This window comes from Priestia sp. MDV22-iso46 (assembly GCF_058629175.1).
In genome coordinates, this window is sequence record NZ_JBZVWT010000001.1 from 1,651,857 (window position 1) to 1,668,579 (window position 16,723).

The 16,723-nt window shown below is 37.9% G+C and carries 15 protein-coding genes and 2 riboswitches; of the genes, 4 read left to right on the forward strand and 11 right to left on the reverse strand.

All coding sequences use genetic code 11. From position 1 onward, the window contains the following. Positions 1 to 31: 31 nt before the first annotated feature. On the reverse strand, positions 32 to 817 hold the full coding sequence (locus AC4NPH_RS08510) for an SDR family oxidoreductase (protein WP_029325103.1): 786 nt from the start codon (positions 815 to 817) through the stop codon (positions 32 to 34). A 144-nt stretch (positions 818 to 961) separates the two neighbouring features. Here AC4NPH_RS08510 and AC4NPH_RS08515 point away from each other — a divergent pair, with 144 nt between their 5' ends. After that, entirely contained in the window at positions 962 to 1,657 is a 696-nt protein-coding gene (locus AC4NPH_RS08515; protein WP_063670961.1) for a GNAT family N-acetyltransferase, read from the forward strand. 297 nt (positions 1,658 to 1,954) lie between these two features. Here AC4NPH_RS08515 and AC4NPH_RS08520 read toward each other — a convergent pair whose 3' ends face one another. Continuing rightward, on the reverse strand, positions 1,955 to 2,731 hold the full coding sequence (locus tag AC4NPH_RS08520; RefSeq protein WP_013056016.1) for a hypothetical protein: 777 nt from the start codon (positions 2,729 to 2,731) through the stop codon (positions 1,955 to 1,957). Positions 2,732 to 2,971: 240 nt separating this feature from the next. Between AC4NPH_RS08520 and AC4NPH_RS08525 the strand changes: the two genes are divergently transcribed. From AC4NPH_RS08525 to AC4NPH_RS08535, 3 genes are all read left to right on the forward strand, one after another. Beyond that, entirely contained in the window at positions 2,972 to 3,847 is an 876-nt protein-coding gene (locus AC4NPH_RS08525) for a LysR family transcriptional regulator (RefSeq protein WP_013056015.1), read from the forward strand. A gap of 640 nt (positions 3,848 to 4,487) precedes the next feature. Then, positions 4,488 to 4,856: a CidA/LrgA family holin-like protein gene (locus AC4NPH_RS08530; protein WP_013082263.1), complete on the forward strand. Its 369-nt coding sequence runs from the start codon at positions 4,488 to 4,490 to the stop codon at positions 4,854 to 4,856. Then, entirely contained in the window at positions 4,853 to 5,539 is a 687-nt protein-coding gene (locus tag AC4NPH_RS08535) for an LrgB family protein (RefSeq protein WP_063670959.1), read from the forward strand. Before AC4NPH_RS08530 ends, AC4NPH_RS08535 begins: the two co-directional genes overlap by 4 nt. Before the next feature lie 41 nt (positions 5,540 to 5,580). Here the strand turns inward: AC4NPH_RS08535 and ptsP are convergent, their stop codons facing one another. The 9 genes from ptsP to AC4NPH_RS08580 all read right to left on the reverse strand — a co-directional run bounded on the left by ptsP (position 5,581) and on the right by AC4NPH_RS08580 (position 16,204). Beyond that, positions 5,581 to 7,302: a phosphoenolpyruvate--protein phosphotransferase gene (ptsP, locus tag AC4NPH_RS08540; protein WP_013082261.1), complete on the reverse strand. Its 1,722-nt coding sequence runs from the start codon at positions 7,300 to 7,302 to the stop codon at positions 5,581 to 5,583. Next, positions 7,302 to 7,568, reverse strand: a complete 267-nt coding sequence (locus AC4NPH_RS08545; RefSeq protein WP_013056011.1) for a phosphocarrier protein HPr — start codon at positions 7,566 to 7,568, stop codon at positions 7,302 to 7,304. Before AC4NPH_RS08545 ends, ptsP begins: the two co-directional genes overlap by 1 nt. Before the next feature lie 18 nt (positions 7,569 to 7,586). Next, positions 7,587 to 9,641: a glucose-specific PTS transporter subunit IIBC gene (ptsG, locus tag AC4NPH_RS08550; RefSeq protein WP_013056010.1), complete on the reverse strand. Its 2,055-nt coding sequence runs from the start codon at positions 9,639 to 9,641 to the stop codon at positions 7,587 to 7,589. Positions 9,642 to 9,912: 271 nt separating this feature from the next. Further along, the gene (gene glcT / locus AC4NPH_RS08555) at positions 9,913 to 10,761 is read right to left on the reverse strand and encodes a glucose PTS transporter transcription antiterminator GlcT (RefSeq protein ID WP_013056009.1); all 849 of its coding nucleotides are present in this window, start codon (positions 10,759 to 10,761) and stop codon (positions 9,913 to 9,915) included. A gap of 131 nt (positions 10,762 to 10,892) precedes the next feature. Beyond that, entirely contained in the window at positions 10,893 to 11,765 is an 873-nt protein-coding gene (locus tag AC4NPH_RS08560) for a hypothetical protein (protein WP_013056008.1), read from the reverse strand. Positions 11,766 to 12,201: 436 nt separating this feature from the next. Then, positions 12,202 to 12,672, reverse strand: a complete 471-nt coding sequence (ribH, locus tag AC4NPH_RS08565) for a 6,7-dimethyl-8-ribityllumazine synthase (protein ID WP_013056007.1) — start codon at positions 12,670 to 12,672, stop codon at positions 12,202 to 12,204. Between the two features lie 91 nt (positions 12,673 to 12,763). After that, on the reverse strand, positions 12,764 to 13,957 hold the full coding sequence (locus tag AC4NPH_RS08570; protein ID WP_013056006.1) for a bifunctional 3,4-dihydroxy-2-butanone-4-phosphate synthase/GTP cyclohydrolase II: 1,194 nt from the start codon (positions 13,955 to 13,957) through the stop codon (positions 12,764 to 12,766). 16 nt (positions 13,958 to 13,973) lie between these two features. Beyond that, positions 13,974 to 14,633 carry a riboflavin synthase gene (gene ribE / locus AC4NPH_RS08575; RefSeq protein WP_098900756.1) on the reverse strand — a complete coding sequence of 220 codons (660 nt, stop codon included), beginning with the start codon at positions 14,631 to 14,633 and terminating at the stop codon, positions 13,974 to 13,976. 278 nt (positions 14,634 to 14,911) lie between these two features. Continuing rightward, positions 14,912 to 15,062: riboswitch (FMN riboswitch) on the reverse strand. 107 nt (positions 15,063 to 15,169) lie between these two features. Continuing rightward, complete coding sequence (locus AC4NPH_RS08580) at positions 15,170 to 16,204, reverse strand: YkvI family membrane protein (protein ID WP_013056003.1); 1,035 nt, start codon at positions 16,202 to 16,204, stop codon at positions 15,170 to 15,172. A 344-nt stretch (positions 16,205 to 16,548) separates the two neighbouring features. After that, positions 16,549 to 16,655, forward strand: a riboswitch (SAM riboswitch). The last annotated feature ends 68 nt before the right edge of the window (positions 16,656 to 16,723 follow it).

Sequence of the window (16,723 nt, forward strand, 5' to 3'; positions counted from 1 at the left end):
AACCCTGCAACTGCAGGGTTTTTCTATGTAACTAAATGGATTTCACCATGCCTCCGTCGATTAGAAACGACTGGCCTGTCATATATGAATTCGCTCCCGAAACAAAGAAAGCAACGGCTTTAGCAAACTCTTCAGGCTGACCGTAGCGTTTAAGAGGAATTTGGTTTCTCATCTCTTCTTCAATTTCTGAAACGTCTACTCCCAGTTTTTCAGCACGAATGGTATCTAGCTCTTTCACTCGGTCTGTTGCAATTCTTCCTGGCGCAACCGTGTTAATTAAGATACCGTCCTCTGCTAGTTCTGAAGCAAGTGTTTTGGTAAGTCCCACGATTCCTGTACGGAAGGTATTTGACAGAATAAGTCCAGCAATTGGCTCTTTAATGGAAGAAGAAGCAATATTGACGATACGTCCTCCGCTCTTTTTCATAACGGGCACTACCTCACGAATAATACGAATATAGCTGAGGAGATTTAACTCAAATGCATGCTTCCAATCATCATCTGTTAACGAAAGGAAGTTCCCAGCTTTAGGACCTCCTGTATTATTAATTAAAATATCAATGGTTCCAAACGTATCTACTGTATATTGAATAACATCTTGAATGTCTTGAGTTTTCGTGACATCTGCCGTTTTATGTAACACTTGTCCGCTTCCAAGATATGAAATCTCTTCCGCTACTTGGATTAGTTTCTCTTCTGAACGACTTGCAATCATAACGTTTGCGCCTTCTTCTGCGAGCCTGGCAGCAATCGCTTTACCGAGCCCTTGGCTGGCCGCAAATACAAGCGCTGTTTTTCCTTTTAATTCAACATCCATTTCTTTCACCTCGTCTAATAGTTTGAATCTTTTTAACTTTATCACGTTCTCGTCAAATTCTTCAATAAATATGAAATAATTTCTTTTTTCCATATGGTATACTTAATTATCTGAAAATTATTTCTTAAAGGAGGCAAAAAAGCAGTGTATAAAAAGCAATGCTTTGTCTTTCATCAAAATAAGCCTGTAACATGTACGGTACGATCATATACATCAAATGACTTCGATGAGCTGATTCGGATTCAAGAAGAAAGTTTCCCCCCTCCTTTCCCTTCTGAATTATTATGGAGCAAAGCTCAGTTAAATAACCATGTTTCCCTATTTCCGGATGGAGCGCTATGCGTGGAGATAGACGGGACAATATGCGGATCTATCACAAGCGCGATTGTTTCAGTGGAAGGAAATGAGGCTCACACATGGGATGAAGTAACAGGAAGCGGATATATTCATACGCACGACCCTTCTGGTAATACGCTTTATGTAGTGGACGTATGCGTCATTCCTTCGCATCGATCGATGGGGCTTGGGAAGCTGCTTTTGCAGTCTTTATATGAAGTGGTGATTCATTACAAGTTAGAAAGGCTGCTCGGCGGGTGCCGCATCCCTGGATACGCATCAGTGTCTTCCTTGTACACGCCCGTTGAATACATGAACCTTGTATCAGCCGGAACTCTCTACGACCCGGTTATGACCTTTTTAATGCGCTGTGGCAGAACGCCTATTGGTCTCGCAGCAAACTATATTGAAGATGAAGATTCACACAACTACGCCGTACTAATGGAATGGAAAAATCCATTTTATACGGCTATTCAAAAAGAGGCTGGAGCAAAGGTATTTTAGCCCAAGTGAAAAACGAACCGTTAATCAACAGGTTTGATTAACGGCTCGTTTTTTTGTAATTGTGAATATAGTTTTATCTGTTTCGTTCCTTCTAGCAGTTGATTAGAGAGCAAGGTGAAGACTCCTGCGGGAAGTGAGACCCTATAGGGGCGGAAGCGACGAGGCTCAGCGGCCGCCCGCGGAAAGCGACGCCTTGCATGGAAATCCACTGCGGTGTAATAAGCAGTCCAGCTCATGTATCTCATGTGTTCGTCTTTAGGTTGGATTCATTTAGTTATGTCTCAACCTCTTTTTAGATTATTGAACTTCTTCAATGCTCCACTCTAGCTCTTTATGAGTGAGAACAAGATGCGCCTGCAATTTACTCATCTCTTTGTGCTCAAACCGATCATTATACATTTCATTCATGTCGTCAAAGTCACCGATTGTATACAAAGGAATTTTAATATCTCTACGGGATTGCACCATGTGTTCAAAATCAATAAACAAACCGTCATTCGTTAAAGTAAGAAGCGTATTTGCTAACACTAGAGGCAATATTGGATATTCTAACTTTTTCCTTCTAAATACAAATCTTTTTTGCTTAATTTCTGACATTTTCAACGGAATGATTCGGCTTAAAATATGCTTCATATCATACACGTCTCGAAAATAGATTTTGTTGTAAAATCCATCATCATGAGCTAAATAAACAAATTGATTACCGAGTTTATTATTAAATGGCGAGTTGAGCGGTTTTTTTAAATGACCTAAATACAGCAGCGCTGCAATATCTTGAGGTTCTAACAAATCCAACGAAGATACATCCTCAAAATCAATCCAACAAAAATCACCATAATTATAAACATCATCTTCTGCTAAAAGATGAATTTGTTCTTCTTCTACGTAGTCCATATGGGTTTGGTAATGGTAATCACTGTCTTCAAAACCGTGCTTTAACAATAATATATTTGCAAGCGGCGTAGGAAGGGAATGATAAAACTCTTTAAATTCAATTCCATATGTAATAAAGCATTTTTTATTTACATGGCCATTAATATAAACGATATCTCTTATTTCATCTGCTTTACTCAACCGTTCTAACCACCTTATTGATTGATTCTGTGATCGATATGTAACCGTTCTACTGATTTATATATTATACTTCTAAAATAAACAATGTGTAAATATATATTGTTGGCAATTTCTTTCGTATTCACTCCTCTTCTACTGATCATTTTATTTGATAGGAAAGAAAGGTATAGAGCTGATTGTGAATGTGGTAGAATGTGTGTATCTTATTAATTAGCATGTATGAACACGGAGGTATACAAAATGGATGTTCGCCATTTGCATTACTTAACAGAAGTGGCTAAACATAAAAATTTCACAAGAGCTTCTGAAGCGCTGCATATTTCGCAACCTTCTCTCAGTAAAATGGTTAAATCATTAGAAGAAGAGCTCGGCACACCTTTGTTTGATCGCGCTGGCAAACAAGTTCAGCTTACCGATGCAGGAATAATTGTGTACGAGCAAGCAGAAAGCATTTTATCTTCTCTCCGAGATTTATCGGATTCCCTCTATGATTTAATGCATTTAAAAAGAGGAACCATCAAAATAGGCATTCCCCCTATTATTGGTACATTGTTTTTTCCTACTATTATTAAAGCATTTCGAGAGCAATACCCTGAGATTCATATTCAATTAGTGGAATATGGCGCTAAAAGAATGCAAAAATTTGTGGAACAAGGAGAAGTGGATGTGGGCGTAGTTTTACTTCCAGTTGATGAAAACATGTTTTTTACGACTCCTTTAGCCCGAGAAACACTGCAGCTTGTTGTTCATAAATCTCATCCGTTAGCTCAGCATTCTACGATTTCATTAAAAGAGTTAAAAGACGAAACGCTTATTTCCTTTCATGAAGACTTCACCATGCATGAAATGGTCTATAACGAATGTTTAAAAAATGGATTTACACCTAATATTGCTTTTAAAAGCTCTCAGTGGGACTTCATTGGAGAGTTGGTAGCTGCTAATCTCGGCATTGCTCTTTTCCCTTATTCATTATGTGAAAAGCTTGATTTGGAGCATGTGAAAGTAATTAATCTCGAGAATGCTATTCCATGGGAAATTGCTTTAATCGTTAAAAAAGATCGCTATATCTCTTATGCTACACAGGCTTTTATTGATTATATTAAAAGTACAGTTTAACAAAGCTGAGACAAAAGTAGTTTAATTAAAAATCCAAATGAGTTTGATTCTTAATAGAAAATCAAACTCGTTCGGATTTTTTTATGGTGGTGAACGTAGGTTCCATATATGTAGCGGCTTTTAGCTGTTGATTGGAGAGCATGGCGAAGACTCCTGCGGGAAAAGCGGAAGCGACGAGGAGGCTCAGGGGCCGCCCGCGGAAAACGAAGCCTTGCACGGAAATCAACAACGGTGTAATAATTCATTCATACTAAATCATTTTTCCCATTGGTTCGTCTTTAGATTGAATTGATTTAAGCATGTCTCCATCTCTTTTTTTTAATTGCCTTTTATTAAATAATTAGACCTTATATTTCACAAACTCTTTTTTTGAAAAGGTTACCAACGCATTTGTAAAGAGATTTCTTCCAACTATAACTAAAAAGAATAGTTATCATAGTTATTATATATTTCATATTATAGTCGTTTTTTTGTAAGATAAGTGTGTAGCATTCATTTACTTAAGTTGTATCCCCATTTGCAAAATCCAAATAGTTTCTCTTTTCCCATGATGGAGTCGTCTTTTCAGCATAGACGACTCCATTATTGTCTCAACAAACTAGGAATGAATGAATAAAAACATAAATAAAGGAGGCTAATCATGAAACTGATTATGGTGATTTTACAGATTTTATTACTAACGGCTCTGTTTTTAATAGGAGAAAGTATTTCACAGTGGTTTGACCTCCCAGTGCCAGGTAGTATCATCGGATTTTTCTTACTGTTTTTCTTACTGTACTTTAAAGTAATTAAATTAAGCTGGGTTGAACAAGGTGGAACACTGTTAGTGGGAGAACTATTACTATTTTTCATACCAGCCGTCGTTGGACTCATCAATTATGGAGATGTATTGATGCATTTTGGAATCCAGATTGTGATTATTATCACAATCAGTACGATTATTGTGATGTCTATAACGGGAATCATTGCAGAACATATTTCAAGAAGAAAGGAAGGTTCGCTAAAATGACGTTACTCACATGGATTGCTCTTCCGCTTACACTGCTCGTTTATGTCGGCACAAAAGTGCTCTATAAAAAATATAAGTCTATGCTAGTTTCCCCTATTTTACTAGCCCCCATTCTTTTAATTGGTATCTTATTAGTAACGAATGGCTCTTATGATCATTATAAGCAAGGTGCCAGTGCTATTAGCTTTATGCTTGGACCAGCAACGGTTGCTTTTGCTGTTCCTATGTTTAAGTATTTTGATTTACTCAAAAAACATCGTGTTGAAATCAGCTTAAGCGTAGGGCTCGGCACATTTGCTGCCATGATATCTTCCATGCTGTTAGCATTAGTGTTTCATTTACAATCAACGCTGGTTCATAGCTTGATTCCAAGATCGGTTACGATTCCTATTGCTGTTAATGTATCTCAGAAGCTAGGAGGAGATCCAAATATCACCATTATGTTTGTGATTATAACCGGTGTAGTAGGATGTATGGTCGCTCCAAAACTGATTAAGCTCCTCGCACTGCACTCTTCTCTAGCAAGAGGTCTTCTTTTAGGAGTAGCTTCTCATGGGACAGGTACAGCAAGAGCTTTTGAATTTGGAAAAATTGAAGGTACTTTTTCTAGCCTTGGCATGATCGTAGCAGCACTTCTTACAATGCTGTTTGCGAATATGCTTCTGCCTACTATTTTCGCTTAAAAGATAAAAAAGGTGTGATCATATATGATCACACCTTTTTATTATCCAATATGAAAAGTTGATTTTACGAACTCAATAACTTCTTCCGTAGAAGACATTGATAGAATTGTATCTAAATGAGGTTCGATATCAGCTTTTGATAATTGACGGATTTGAGAACGAGCTTTCAGAATAGATGTTGCACTCATTGAGAATTCATCTAAGCCTAAACCTAAAAGAATTGGAATTGCAATCTCATCTCCTGCCATCTCTCCGCACATGCCTACCCACTTACCTTCTTTGTGAGCCGCTTTGATTACCATATTCACCAAGCGAAGAATCGCTGGGTTATACGGTTGGTATAAATAAGACACGCGCTCATTCATGCGGTCAGCAGCAAGCGTGTATTGAATTAAATCGTTTGTTCCGATAGAGAAGAAATCTACTTCTTTAGCAAATAAATCTGCGATTACCGCTGAGGAAGGAATCTCTACCATCATCCCTACTTCGATGTCTTCCGAAACTTGTACGCCTTCTTGTTGAAGTTTAGCTTTTTCTTCTAAAAGAATAGCTTTTGCTTGACGGAACTCATCAACAGTAGCAATCATAGGAAACATAATTTTCAGATTACCGTATACGCTTGCACGTAGAAGCGCACGAAGCTGTGTACGGAACATGTCTTGCATCTCTAGACATAAGCGAATGGCACGGAATCCTAAGAATGGGTTCATTTCTTTTGGTAGATTTAAATAAGGAAGCTCTTTGTCTCCACCAATGTCAAGAGTACGAACAACCACTGGTTTGCCTTCCATACGTTCAAGAACTGTTTTATAAGAAGTAAACTGCTCTTCTTCCGTCGGAAGATCTTCGCGGCCCATATATAAGAATTCTGTACGATAAAGGCCAACGCCTTCGCCGCCGTTTTCTAATACGCCTTTTACATCTTCTGGTGTACCAATGTTAGCTGCAAGTTCAACGTGATGATCATCAGCTGAAACCGTTTTTTCATTCACAAGCTTAGCCCACTCAGCTTTTTGTTCTGCATACTCAGCGGCTTTTTTCTCGTAAGCTTTTACTGTTTCTTCGCTTGGATCAACGATAACTTCGCCATCTAAACCATCAACAATTACTAATACACCGTTTTGAATGTCTTCCATAACTGTTTTTGTACCTACAACAGCTGGGATCTCCATTGAACGCGCCATAATTGCTGAGTGAGAAGTACGTCCGCCAATATCTGTTGTAAATCCTTTTACGAACTTACGATTTAACTGTGCTGTATCAGACGGCGTTAAATCTTCTGCGATAATGACAACTTCTTCTGAGATTAAGCTTGGATTTGAAACGTTTACACCTAAAAGATGAGCTAATACACGTTTTGTTACGTCACGGATATCAGCAGCACGTTCTTTCATATATTCATTGTCCATTGACTCAAACATATTAATAAACATTGCCGCTACTTCATCAAGTGCATGTTCAGCGTTTACATTTTCATTTGTAATTTTATCTTTAATTGGATTAATAAGTTCAGGATCGCTTAGAACTAATAAGTGAGCTTCAAAGATTTCTGCTTTGTCATCTCCAAGTTCTTTACGAGCGTGCTCTCTAATAATTTCAAGTTCTGATTTTGACTTTTCTAGCGCAGCTTCTAGACGTGCTACTTCTGCTTCAACTTCAGTTACTGATTTTTTTTCAACGGTTAATTCTGGATTTTCTAGACGAAATGCTTTAGCAATAGCAATGCCGCTAGAAGCGGCAATGCCTTGAATTTCCTTTGTCATTATTCGCCTAATCCTTCTTTGCTCATTGTATCTTCAAGAGCAGCAAGTGCATCTGCTTCGTCAGAACCTTCTGCAGAGATAGTGATTGTAGCGCCTTTTTGAATACCTAAAGACATAACGCCCATGATTGATTTTAAGTTTACAGTTTTACCGTTGAATTCTAAGTTGATATCAGAATCAAATTTGCTTGCTGCTTGTACTAAAGTTGTTGCTGGACGTGCGTGAATTCCTGAGTCTGCTGTTACTGTAAATGTTTTTTGTGCCATGTTAAATCAATCTCCTTTTTACTTTGAAATGTTAATAATATTTGCTTCTTGTTGAGAAACTTGGCCCTGCTTTAAGATATCAATTTTTTCATCAGCTTGTAAATTCGTGAAAATGATCGGCGTAATCGTCGATGGCGCATTTTCTTTTACAAAGTCTAAATCAATTTTCAATAGAGGCTGTCCTTTTTTCACTTCATCGCCTTGGGCAACTAAAGCTTCAAAACCTTCGCCTTTTAAATTAACTGTATCAATACCAACGTGAATTAAAATTTCACGTCCAGTCGTTGATTCAATACCTAAAGCATGTTTCGTCGGGAATAAGTTTACTATTTTTCCGTCCACTGGTGCAACTACTGTGCCTGTTTTCGGAATAATCGCAAAACCGTCACCCATTAATTTTTGTGAAAATACCTGATCTGGTACTTCCGATAAAGGTACCAATTCTCCCTCAATCGGTGAAACAATATCATTACCATTATCGCTTCCTACTTCAGATGTTGCAACAGGTTTTTCAATTGTTTTTGTCTCTTCTTTTGTGACAACCGGTGTTTTGCCATTCATAATGTCTTGAATTTGACCTTTTAACGTGTCAGATTTCGGACCGAAAATAGCTTGAATATTGTTACCAACTTCAAGAACACCAGCTGCTCCAAGTTTTTTCAAGCGGTTTTTATCAACATTACCTACATCATCTACTGATACACGCAAACGCGTAATACAAGCATCTAAATGTGTAATGTTTTCTTTACCGCCAAGTGCAGCTAAAACATTTGTTGGAAGCTCTGCTGCTTCTACTTTTACATCTTCTTCTCCTTCTTCTTTATCTTCACGACCCGGTGTTTTTAAGTTAAATTTACGGATTGCAAAGCGGAAACCGAAGTAGTAAATAACTGCTAGAACTAAACCTACTGGAATAACTAGCCACCATGCTGTACGGTTTTGCATAACTCCAAATAGAACGTAATCGATAACCCCACCTGAGAACGTCATACCGATTTTAACATTTAATAATTGCATAACCATAAATGATAAACCAGCAAATACTGCGTGAATTGCAAATAGTACTGGTGCTACGAATAAGAACGAGAACTCAAGCGGCTCTGTAATACCCGTTAAGAAAGATGTTAAAGCAGCTGAACCCATGATACCAGCTACATATTTTTTGTTTTCAGGACGAGCTTCGTGATAAATCGCAAGAGCTGCTGCTGGCAATCCGAACATCATGAACGGGAATTTACCAACTTGGAATGTTCCTGCTGTTAAAGGCACGCCATCTGCTAATTGAGCAAAGAAAATCTTTTGGTCACCGTGAATATGTTGACCTGCTTTATTAACGTAATCACCAAACTCAAACCAGAATGGAGAGTAGAATATGTGATGAAGTCCAAATGGAATTAATGAACGTTCAATCAATCCAAATACAAAAGCTGATAAAGTTGGGTTTGCATCAATCATGTTAGTAGAAAAAGCATTTAATCCGCTTTGAATTGGCGGCCAAATGAAAATCATAATAACACCTAAAACAATTGAAAATACCCCAGTAATGATTGGTACAAATCGTTTTCCTGCAAAGAACCCTAAATAAGATGGTAATTCAATATTGAAATAACGATTATACATGGATGAAGCTAAAATACCTACTATGATACCCCCGAATACACCTGTAGCTAACGTAGGAATTCCTAAGATGCTAGTATAAGCTGGATTGGCACCCATTTTGTCAGGATCTAGTTGTCCTGTAGCAACTAAGATTGTGCTCATCGTTTTGTTCATAATTAAGTAGCCTACAATTGCAGCAATACCTGCTACACCGTCACCACCAGCTAAACCAACGGCAACACCAACGGCAAACAATAGCGATAAGTTGTCAAATACAATTTGACCCGCTTGCGACAAAACATTTGAAACCAATTGAACCCAGTCTGCACCAAGTGCCGGTACTGCATCCAACAATGTAGGGTTTTGAAGCGCTGTCCCTACTCCAAGTAAAATCCCTGCTGCCGGTAAAATCGCAACCGGCAACATAAGCGCTTTTCCGACTTTTTGTAATACTCCAAAAAGTTTTTTAAACATGGCGCTTACCTCCTTTTATATATTTAGTGTGCAACAAGCTATTTATTTGATACGTGAATCATTAACGCGCTTTCATAAAACGCTTTCTTTAACTAGAAAACTCATTACATCTCCTGGTGTCCTGAAGCCTAAGCTTTAAATGATTGCGCTTTCTTATAACAAAAAAAGGCATGAGGAAAAAGAAACGATAAATGGATACACTCATCCAATTACACATCGCTTCATTTCTCACTCATGCCTGATCGTATCAGTAACACGTATTGAAATGATTTTATAAATCCGTTTTTGTTATAAGTCGCTGCAGATGCATCGTTAAGTAAACTGCTTCTGCTTCATATACAGGTAAATGTAACGCTTGCTGCATTACTTTTATCACTTTCCAAGACACATTGTAACACAGGGGATATTCTTCTTTCAATAGCAAAGCAATTTTTTTTGGCTCTTCTATTTTTTCTCCTGTTTTTACTCGATCAATAGCAAAATGCAAATGACGAATCAATCTCATATAGTGCACAGATTCTTTGTCTACCTGCAGATGAAGCGATTCTTCAATCACATTAATAATCGTTTGAATAAGCTGCGAGTCTTGATTCACTTCCAGCAGGTTTTTTTCAGTCAGCGCACTGTGGATATGAAGCGCAATAAAACCAATCTCTCCTACTGGAAGCTGCACGCCTATTTTGCGACTAATAATTTCTACCACTTCAGATGCGATCGTATATTCCTCTGGATATAAAGCTTTTGTTTCAAGTAAAAATGGATTTTTAAGCCCCATTCCCTGCTGAAAACGTTTTATCGCAAACGCGATATGATCCGTCAATGAAATGTGTATATGCTCATTCAAAGGAATGTTAACACGCTTTTGAATGTGCGTTACAATATCATTCATCATTTCAATCACGTCTTCATCTACCTGAGCTAAAAGCTGCTTGTACTGTTCTTGCTCTTCTTCACTCTTTAACAAAAACATTTTCTCCACGGCTTTTGCATCGATTTCATCGCCTTTTTTCTTATTGAACCCTATTCCTTTCCCAATTAGCACAACTTCATCATAGGTAAGGTGTTTAGCAATTAATACATTATTATTAAGTACCTTTTCTACAAAAAAGGACTCTTTCACGAATCCTTCACTCCCCTGTTTCGGCTTTCTATTATTTGCTTTCCTATCTTACAAATAATACGCATAACCGTCAATTCATTTTTCTTTGTTTCAAATATTATTGAACTAAACTATTTGAGTTACGTATTATCTTAGTAGTTCTTCGCTGGAAACGCAACGTCTTTTTTGCTCGTCCCATAACAATTTTTCATAATAAAGTTTTGAAGCATAACGCTCAGAATGAATGCACCCGCTTGTAAAAGCGTAAAAAGAACAAGTGAAGTGGTAATAGATACCAGCAAAACCCCATAGTGAATCAGCAAAATATCTACTATACGCAGCCCCGCTATAATCATTCCAGCTCCAACAAAAAATTCTTTGGCTACACTCCAAACGAGGAGAATCGTAACAATACAAACGTAAATCATCGTGGCATTTACGGAATCATGAGTAGCCGACGCAAACCATCCCGTATAAAACCAATTATTATGAAAATATGCTAACAGCATAAACATAATAGTAGAAGTAATGGCGAGCATCCCGAGAAAAAATGTAGCGTAATGCACAAATGTCATATACCGTTCTGTTAGCCATACATACCAAATCTTTGAAATGCTAAAGCCTATGGTCATTAAAACGCCTGTATAAATTGTTTTCCACCAGTGATGTGTATAAATATCCCAGTGTAAAAATAATTCTTCAATCCCCATAAATATAGCTGAAATGAATAAAATATAGCGGAATTTTAATTGATAAGCAGCTACCACCATAGCCATGATTGGAAAAGCAAACGCTTGAGAAGTTAAGGAACCAAACAAATTATCAAAATATTCATTGGTCATAAAATCAGGATCGTAATCGTAACTTTCAAACAACACAAATACAACATACTCTAGTACATAAGCCATTCCAATGATAAAAAAAAGCAAAACGACTAGCTTTTTATCTTTTTTACGTATGAATACTGTAAGCAAAACGGCTGTGCTGATAATAATCAATGCAAAAAAAGCAGTATAATGAGGCATAGACGTCTCCCTTTTACGACCTAATTATTACTTAGAGTAAGACGTTTTAGCCAAATTATACATAGCTAGCTTCTATTCAAAAGAGCTTGAGACATAACTACATCAATCCAATCTAAAGGCGAACAAACGGGATACATGAGATAGTTTGGATCGCTTTCTACACTGCAGTTGAGTTCCGTGCAAGACTTCGCTTTCCGCGGGCGGCCGCTGAGCCTCCTCGTCGCTTCCGCTTCTGCGGGGTCACACTTCTTCCGCTTTTCCCGCAGAAGTCTTTGCCTTACCCTTTAGTTAGAAGCCACTACATACCTGAAACCTACGTTCACCATGCCAATGAAAAAAATCCGAACGATTCATCGTTCGGATCTTCTTTCAACTAACATACTTTTGTTTCAGCCTCTTTTAACTCTTCAGCTTATAAAAACTGGAATGGTATCTATTATCCTTCAATCATTTTTGAAAGGTTAGCCATTTCGATAGCTGATGCTGCAGCTTCCCATCCTTTATTTCCTGCTTTTGTTCCTGCACGTTCAATTGCTTGCTCAATTGTTTCAGTTGTTAATACACCAAAGATAATTGGCACGCCTGTTTGTAAGCTTTGAGATGCAACGCCTTTTGCTACTTCATTACATACAAAATCAAAGTGTGGAGTAGCTCCTCGAATAACGGTTCCTAGCGTAATCACTGCATCATATTTTTTAGATTCAGCTAATTTTTTGGCGATTAATGGGATTTCATAAGCGCCCGGCACCCAAGCCACGTCTACGTCTTCATCAGCTACGCCGTGACGTTTGAGCGCATCTTCTGCTCCACTAAGTAAACGGCCTGTAATAAATTCATTAAAACGCCCTACCACGATTCCGATTTTTAATCCTGTGCCTACTAAATTTCCTTCATATAAATGATTCATCTTTTGTTCCTCCTGCTAGTATTAATATATAGTTATTTACATTTCTTTTCATGAATTAGCTTCATTTGTTATAACGAAAAAAAGTGTAAAATTATAAATGTAATAAATGACCTAATTTTTTAGCTTTTGTATCTAAGTATTTTTTATTGGCATCCACTGCCGGCATTTGAAGAGGCACTCGCTCGATCACTTCAAGGTCGTAGCCTTTTAGCCCAGTAATTTTACGAGGGTTATTCGTTAAAAGCTTCATTTGTTTGACTCCAAGGTCTTTTAAGATTTGAGCACCGATTCCATACTCTCGCAGATCCGCCGCAAACCCGAGTTTTTCATTCGCTTCTACGGTATCGTATCCTTCTTCCTGCAGCTTATATGCTCTTAGCTTATTTAGTAAGCCAATACCTCTGCCCTCTTGACGCATATACAGCAGAATGCCGCGTCCTTCTGCTTCAATTTGCGTAAGAGCTGCGTGAAGCTGAGGACCGCAGTCGCAGCGTTCAGAACCAAACACATCTCCAGTCAAACACTCAGAGTGAACGCGAACGAGAACGGGGCTATTATGATCAATATCACCTTTGATAAGAGCCACATGTTCTTTATTATCAAGTTTATTTGTATATCCTACAGCTTTAAACTCACCAAATGCCGTAGGTAAGCTCACTTCTACTTCACGGCTAATAAGCTGGTCATGTTTGCGGCGGTAGGCAATCAAATCTTTTATTGTAATCATTTTTAAATCAAATTGTTCTGCAATTTTTGTTAAATCTGGTACACGTGCCATTGTTCCATCTTCATTCATAATTTCACAAATAACACCCGCAGGCTTTCCTCCTGCTAATACTGCTAAATCAACAGCAGCCTCTGTATGACCTGCACGCTGCAGAACGCCCCCATCTTTTGCAATCAATGGGAAAATATGTCCTGGGCGTTGAAAATCACTTGCTACCGTCGCTTCATTTACAAGAGCCATAACCGTAGCAGAGCGTTCGTATGCACTGATACCTGTTGTACTTGAAATATGATCAATACTTACTGTAAATGCTGTTCCATGTACATCCGTATTGTTCGCTACCATCGGGTGAAGATTCAATTTATGCGCAATTTCTTCATTAACAGGTGTACAAATTAATCCTCTTCCATGAGTAGCCATAAAGTTAATAACCTCAGGCGTCGTTTTTTCGGCTAATGCAATAAAATCTCCTTCGTTTTCTCGATCTTCATCATCGCATACAATAACCACTTTTCCCTTTTTTAACTCTTCAATGGCTTCTTCTACTTTATGAAACATCTCTTTCACCTCACTGTTAATTTGTAAAACCATGCTGCTGCAATAAATCCTTCATGTTACCTAAACGATTCGAGGCGCCAGGGGTTGACTTATTTGTCATCATCTGATGCATATATTTAGCTAACATATCGCATTCAATATTCACCTTGTCTCCTCGCTGTTTGTCTCCAACGACTGTGTGAAGCACCGTATGAGGAATAAGAGAAATAGTAAATGATTGGTTGCTGACATCAAAAATAGTAAGACTTGTTCCGTCTACGGAAACAGACCCTTTTAACATCATAAATTCACGAAGTTCGGGATCGACTTGAATTTCATAATAAAAGGCATTTCCTTTACGTGTTTTGCTTACAATGGTTCCAATTCCATCAACGTGTCCGCTAACGAAATGCCCTCCAAATCGGCCATTTGCAGCCATCGCCCGCTCTAAGTTAACACGTGATCCAACGGTTAGAAGCTGAAGGGTACTTGCTTTAATCGTCTCCGGCATGACATCGACCGTAAATTCATTTTGAGAGTAAGCCGTTACGGTTAAACAAACGCCGTTAACTGAAATACTGTCCCCTAAGTTCACATCTTCTAACACGGTCTTCGCATCAATCGTAAGAACAATTGCTTCTGTGGCCTTTTGAATACGTTTTATTTTTCCAATCTCTTCAATGATACCTGTGAACATTTTCTTCACCTGCTTTGGCGCTATTCCAACTTCTTATACCGTTTTGAAATAGCAGCTGCTTTTTTTTCATATTTATCTTTCCCCCAACCACTGAAAATAAAAAAGCCCCTTGAACAAATGTCCAAGGGGTCGGCTGAGCTGAATCAGTTTTATCTATGCAAAATTCCGCTAATTGTATACGAAATAAACAGTTATATTTTGTGTACAAAAACAAGGGTAGCTTTAAAAAAGGCAAACGTGTCCCTTATTAATTCAACACAAAAAAACAACTGTGCTTCCTGATCCTTCTCCCATCCAGACTTTTACTGTCGGCTCTAGATTTTAACTAGATCCACCGCTAACATACATCGTATGAAAACGGGTCACGGGCTTAAAAGCATACGCTTTATCACCGCCGGTTGGGACTTACACCCGACCCCGAAGGATAATATATTCGACTGCTATAGTCTTATTTGTTTTACATTATAGCAAAGTAAAATCGACTTGTCACATCATTTAACTTCGTTTTTTCACATCTATTCTTTAAAATCCAGCTTTTAGCTTATTTTTTCTTTTTTAATACATAGCATCCATACAAAAGCTAGTCCAATATAGCCAAATATCGGATACAAAAACTCAAGAAGCTGGGCATATCCGAATTGCCCAATAATAAAGCAGGCCAAGATAATAAACGCAAAAGCTTGTTTGTCATTCAGGGGAAGAAATGACTGAAGCTGCTTAGCGATTCCAAATACATTTCCAATCAATGTAGTAAAAATCTCGCCTAACACAACTACCGTAAATAAAACATTCACCCACGCTGAGATATTTTTAACAACGGCACTCATCGGAATATCAAGTTGAAATGAATAAGGCAAATTGGAAAGGGCAAGATGAGTAGAAACAAGCATAAACGTAAGTACACACCCTCCTATTACGGCCCCTTTTTTAATCACGCTCCTATCCTTCACGGAGCTTCCTAATGGAACCAAAACGGCCTGAGCCAAAGCTAGATTTAGGGAAATATATAAAAAGGGACTAACCGCCCACTTCCACTGCGTGACGAGCGTTAAATCCGGCTTCGTTTGAATCAGTGAGAAATAGCTGATATTTGGCACAAAGATGATAAAAGCAAATGAAAGCATCATCGGCACAACAAGAGAATTAACCATTAAAATACCGTTAATTCCTTTTGCGATAAATATATAAGTTAAAACAATTGTAAAAATCATCCCAACAGGAGGCCACAGTCCAAACTGTTCTTTTCCTATTGCCCCCGTACTCGCTAGCATGACTGAAGTTACTCCAAATAAAATGACAATCATTACACCGTTTACCGCTTTTCCAAGCACATCACCAAATAAATATGTATTAAGCTGCTGATAAGAAGAAGCCCCAATTGCGTGCGAAAGCAGCATCATTTTTGAACCTAGCCAAATAAAAAACAAGCCGCTGACCAAAATTCCGACCATTCCAAGTTCCCCGTACTGTGTAAAAAATTGAACGATTTCCTTGCCTGTTGCAAAACCGGCTCCTACAACGGTGCCTACATACGTAGCAGCAACCTGCAGCGTGAGTTTCCACCTTTTCATGCCCATCACCCTTCTACCCTTCATAGTTCACTATATGTAGAAACGATTAAAAAAAGACGAGCCTTTTTACGTGTAAATCTACGCATATCCCAGCGCTTGTGCCTTTTCGTTTATTTTTTATTTTTCATTTTCTTTTTGTATTTCTCACAAAAAACTCCTTAACCCCTAACATAACAGTCATTTTTAAACAAAATATACGGATATTTTCCCTTTAGCTTTTAAATTTCCCTCAATATTTGCTGGAAATTCACAATTTACTGTTGTATAATTTCTAAAAATCAGATAAATTATTAAATAAGTATTCTTTCTATTTAAAAAAATATGTTTCAATTATATACAATTGATTCTTATCATGAGAGGTGGAGGGACTGGCCCTTTGAAACCTCAGCAACCAGTCGTTAGAGACATGGTGCTAAATCCAGCAAGCAATTTATTGCTTGGAAGATAAGAAGGCGAAAAAAGTCTTCTTCTTAAGAAGACTTTTTCTATTTTATCGGCATATTGCATAAAACGAATCAC

What these genes read in the sequence shown, in the direction of transcription:
- AC4NPH_RS08510 (WP_029325103.1), bottom strand. Translation starts at nt 817, where the DNA reads ATGGATGTTGAATTAAAAGGAAAAACAGCGCTTGTATTTGCGGCCAGC.
- AC4NPH_RS08525 (WP_013056015.1), top strand. Translation starts at nt 2,972, where the DNA reads ATGGATGTTCGCCATTTGCATTACTTAACAGAAGTGGCTAAACATAAA.
- AC4NPH_RS08530 (WP_013082263.1), top strand. Translation starts at nt 4,488, where the DNA reads ATGAAACTGATTATGGTGATTTTACAGATTTTATTACTAACGGCTCTG.
- AC4NPH_RS08535 (WP_063670959.1), top strand. Translation starts at nt 4,853, where the DNA reads ATGACGTTACTCACATGGATTGCTCTTCCGCTTACACTGCTCGTTTAT.
- ptsP (WP_013082261.1), bottom strand. Translation starts at nt 7,302, where the DNA reads ATGACAAAGGAAATTCAAGGCATTGCCGCTTCTAGCGGCATTGCTATT.
- AC4NPH_RS08545 (WP_013056011.1), bottom strand. Translation starts at nt 7,568, where the DNA reads ATGGCACAAAAAACATTTACAGTAACAGCAGACTCAGGAATTCACGCA.
- ptsG (WP_013056010.1), bottom strand. Translation starts at nt 9,641, where the DNA reads ATGTTTAAAAAACTTTTTGGAGTATTACAAAAAGTCGGAAAAGCGCTT.
- AC4NPH_RS08560 (WP_013056008.1), bottom strand. Translation starts at nt 11,765, where the DNA reads ATGCCTCATTATACTGCTTTTTTTGCATTGATTATTATCAGCACAGCC.
- ribH (WP_013056007.1), bottom strand. Translation starts at nt 12,672, where the DNA reads ATGAATCATTTATATGAAGGAAATTTAGTAGGCACAGGATTAAAAATC.
- AC4NPH_RS08570 (WP_013056006.1), bottom strand. Translation starts at nt 13,957, where the DNA reads ATGTTTCATAAAGTAGAAGAAGCCATTGAAGAGTTAAAAAAGGGAAAA.
- ribE (WP_098900756.1), bottom strand. Translation starts at nt 14,633, where the DNA reads ATGTTCACAGGTATCATTGAAGAGATTGGAAAAATAAAACGTATTCAA.
- AC4NPH_RS08580 (WP_013056003.1), bottom strand. Translation starts at nt 16,204, where the DNA reads ATGAAAAGGTGGAAACTCACGCTGCAGGTTGCTGCTACGTATGTAGGC.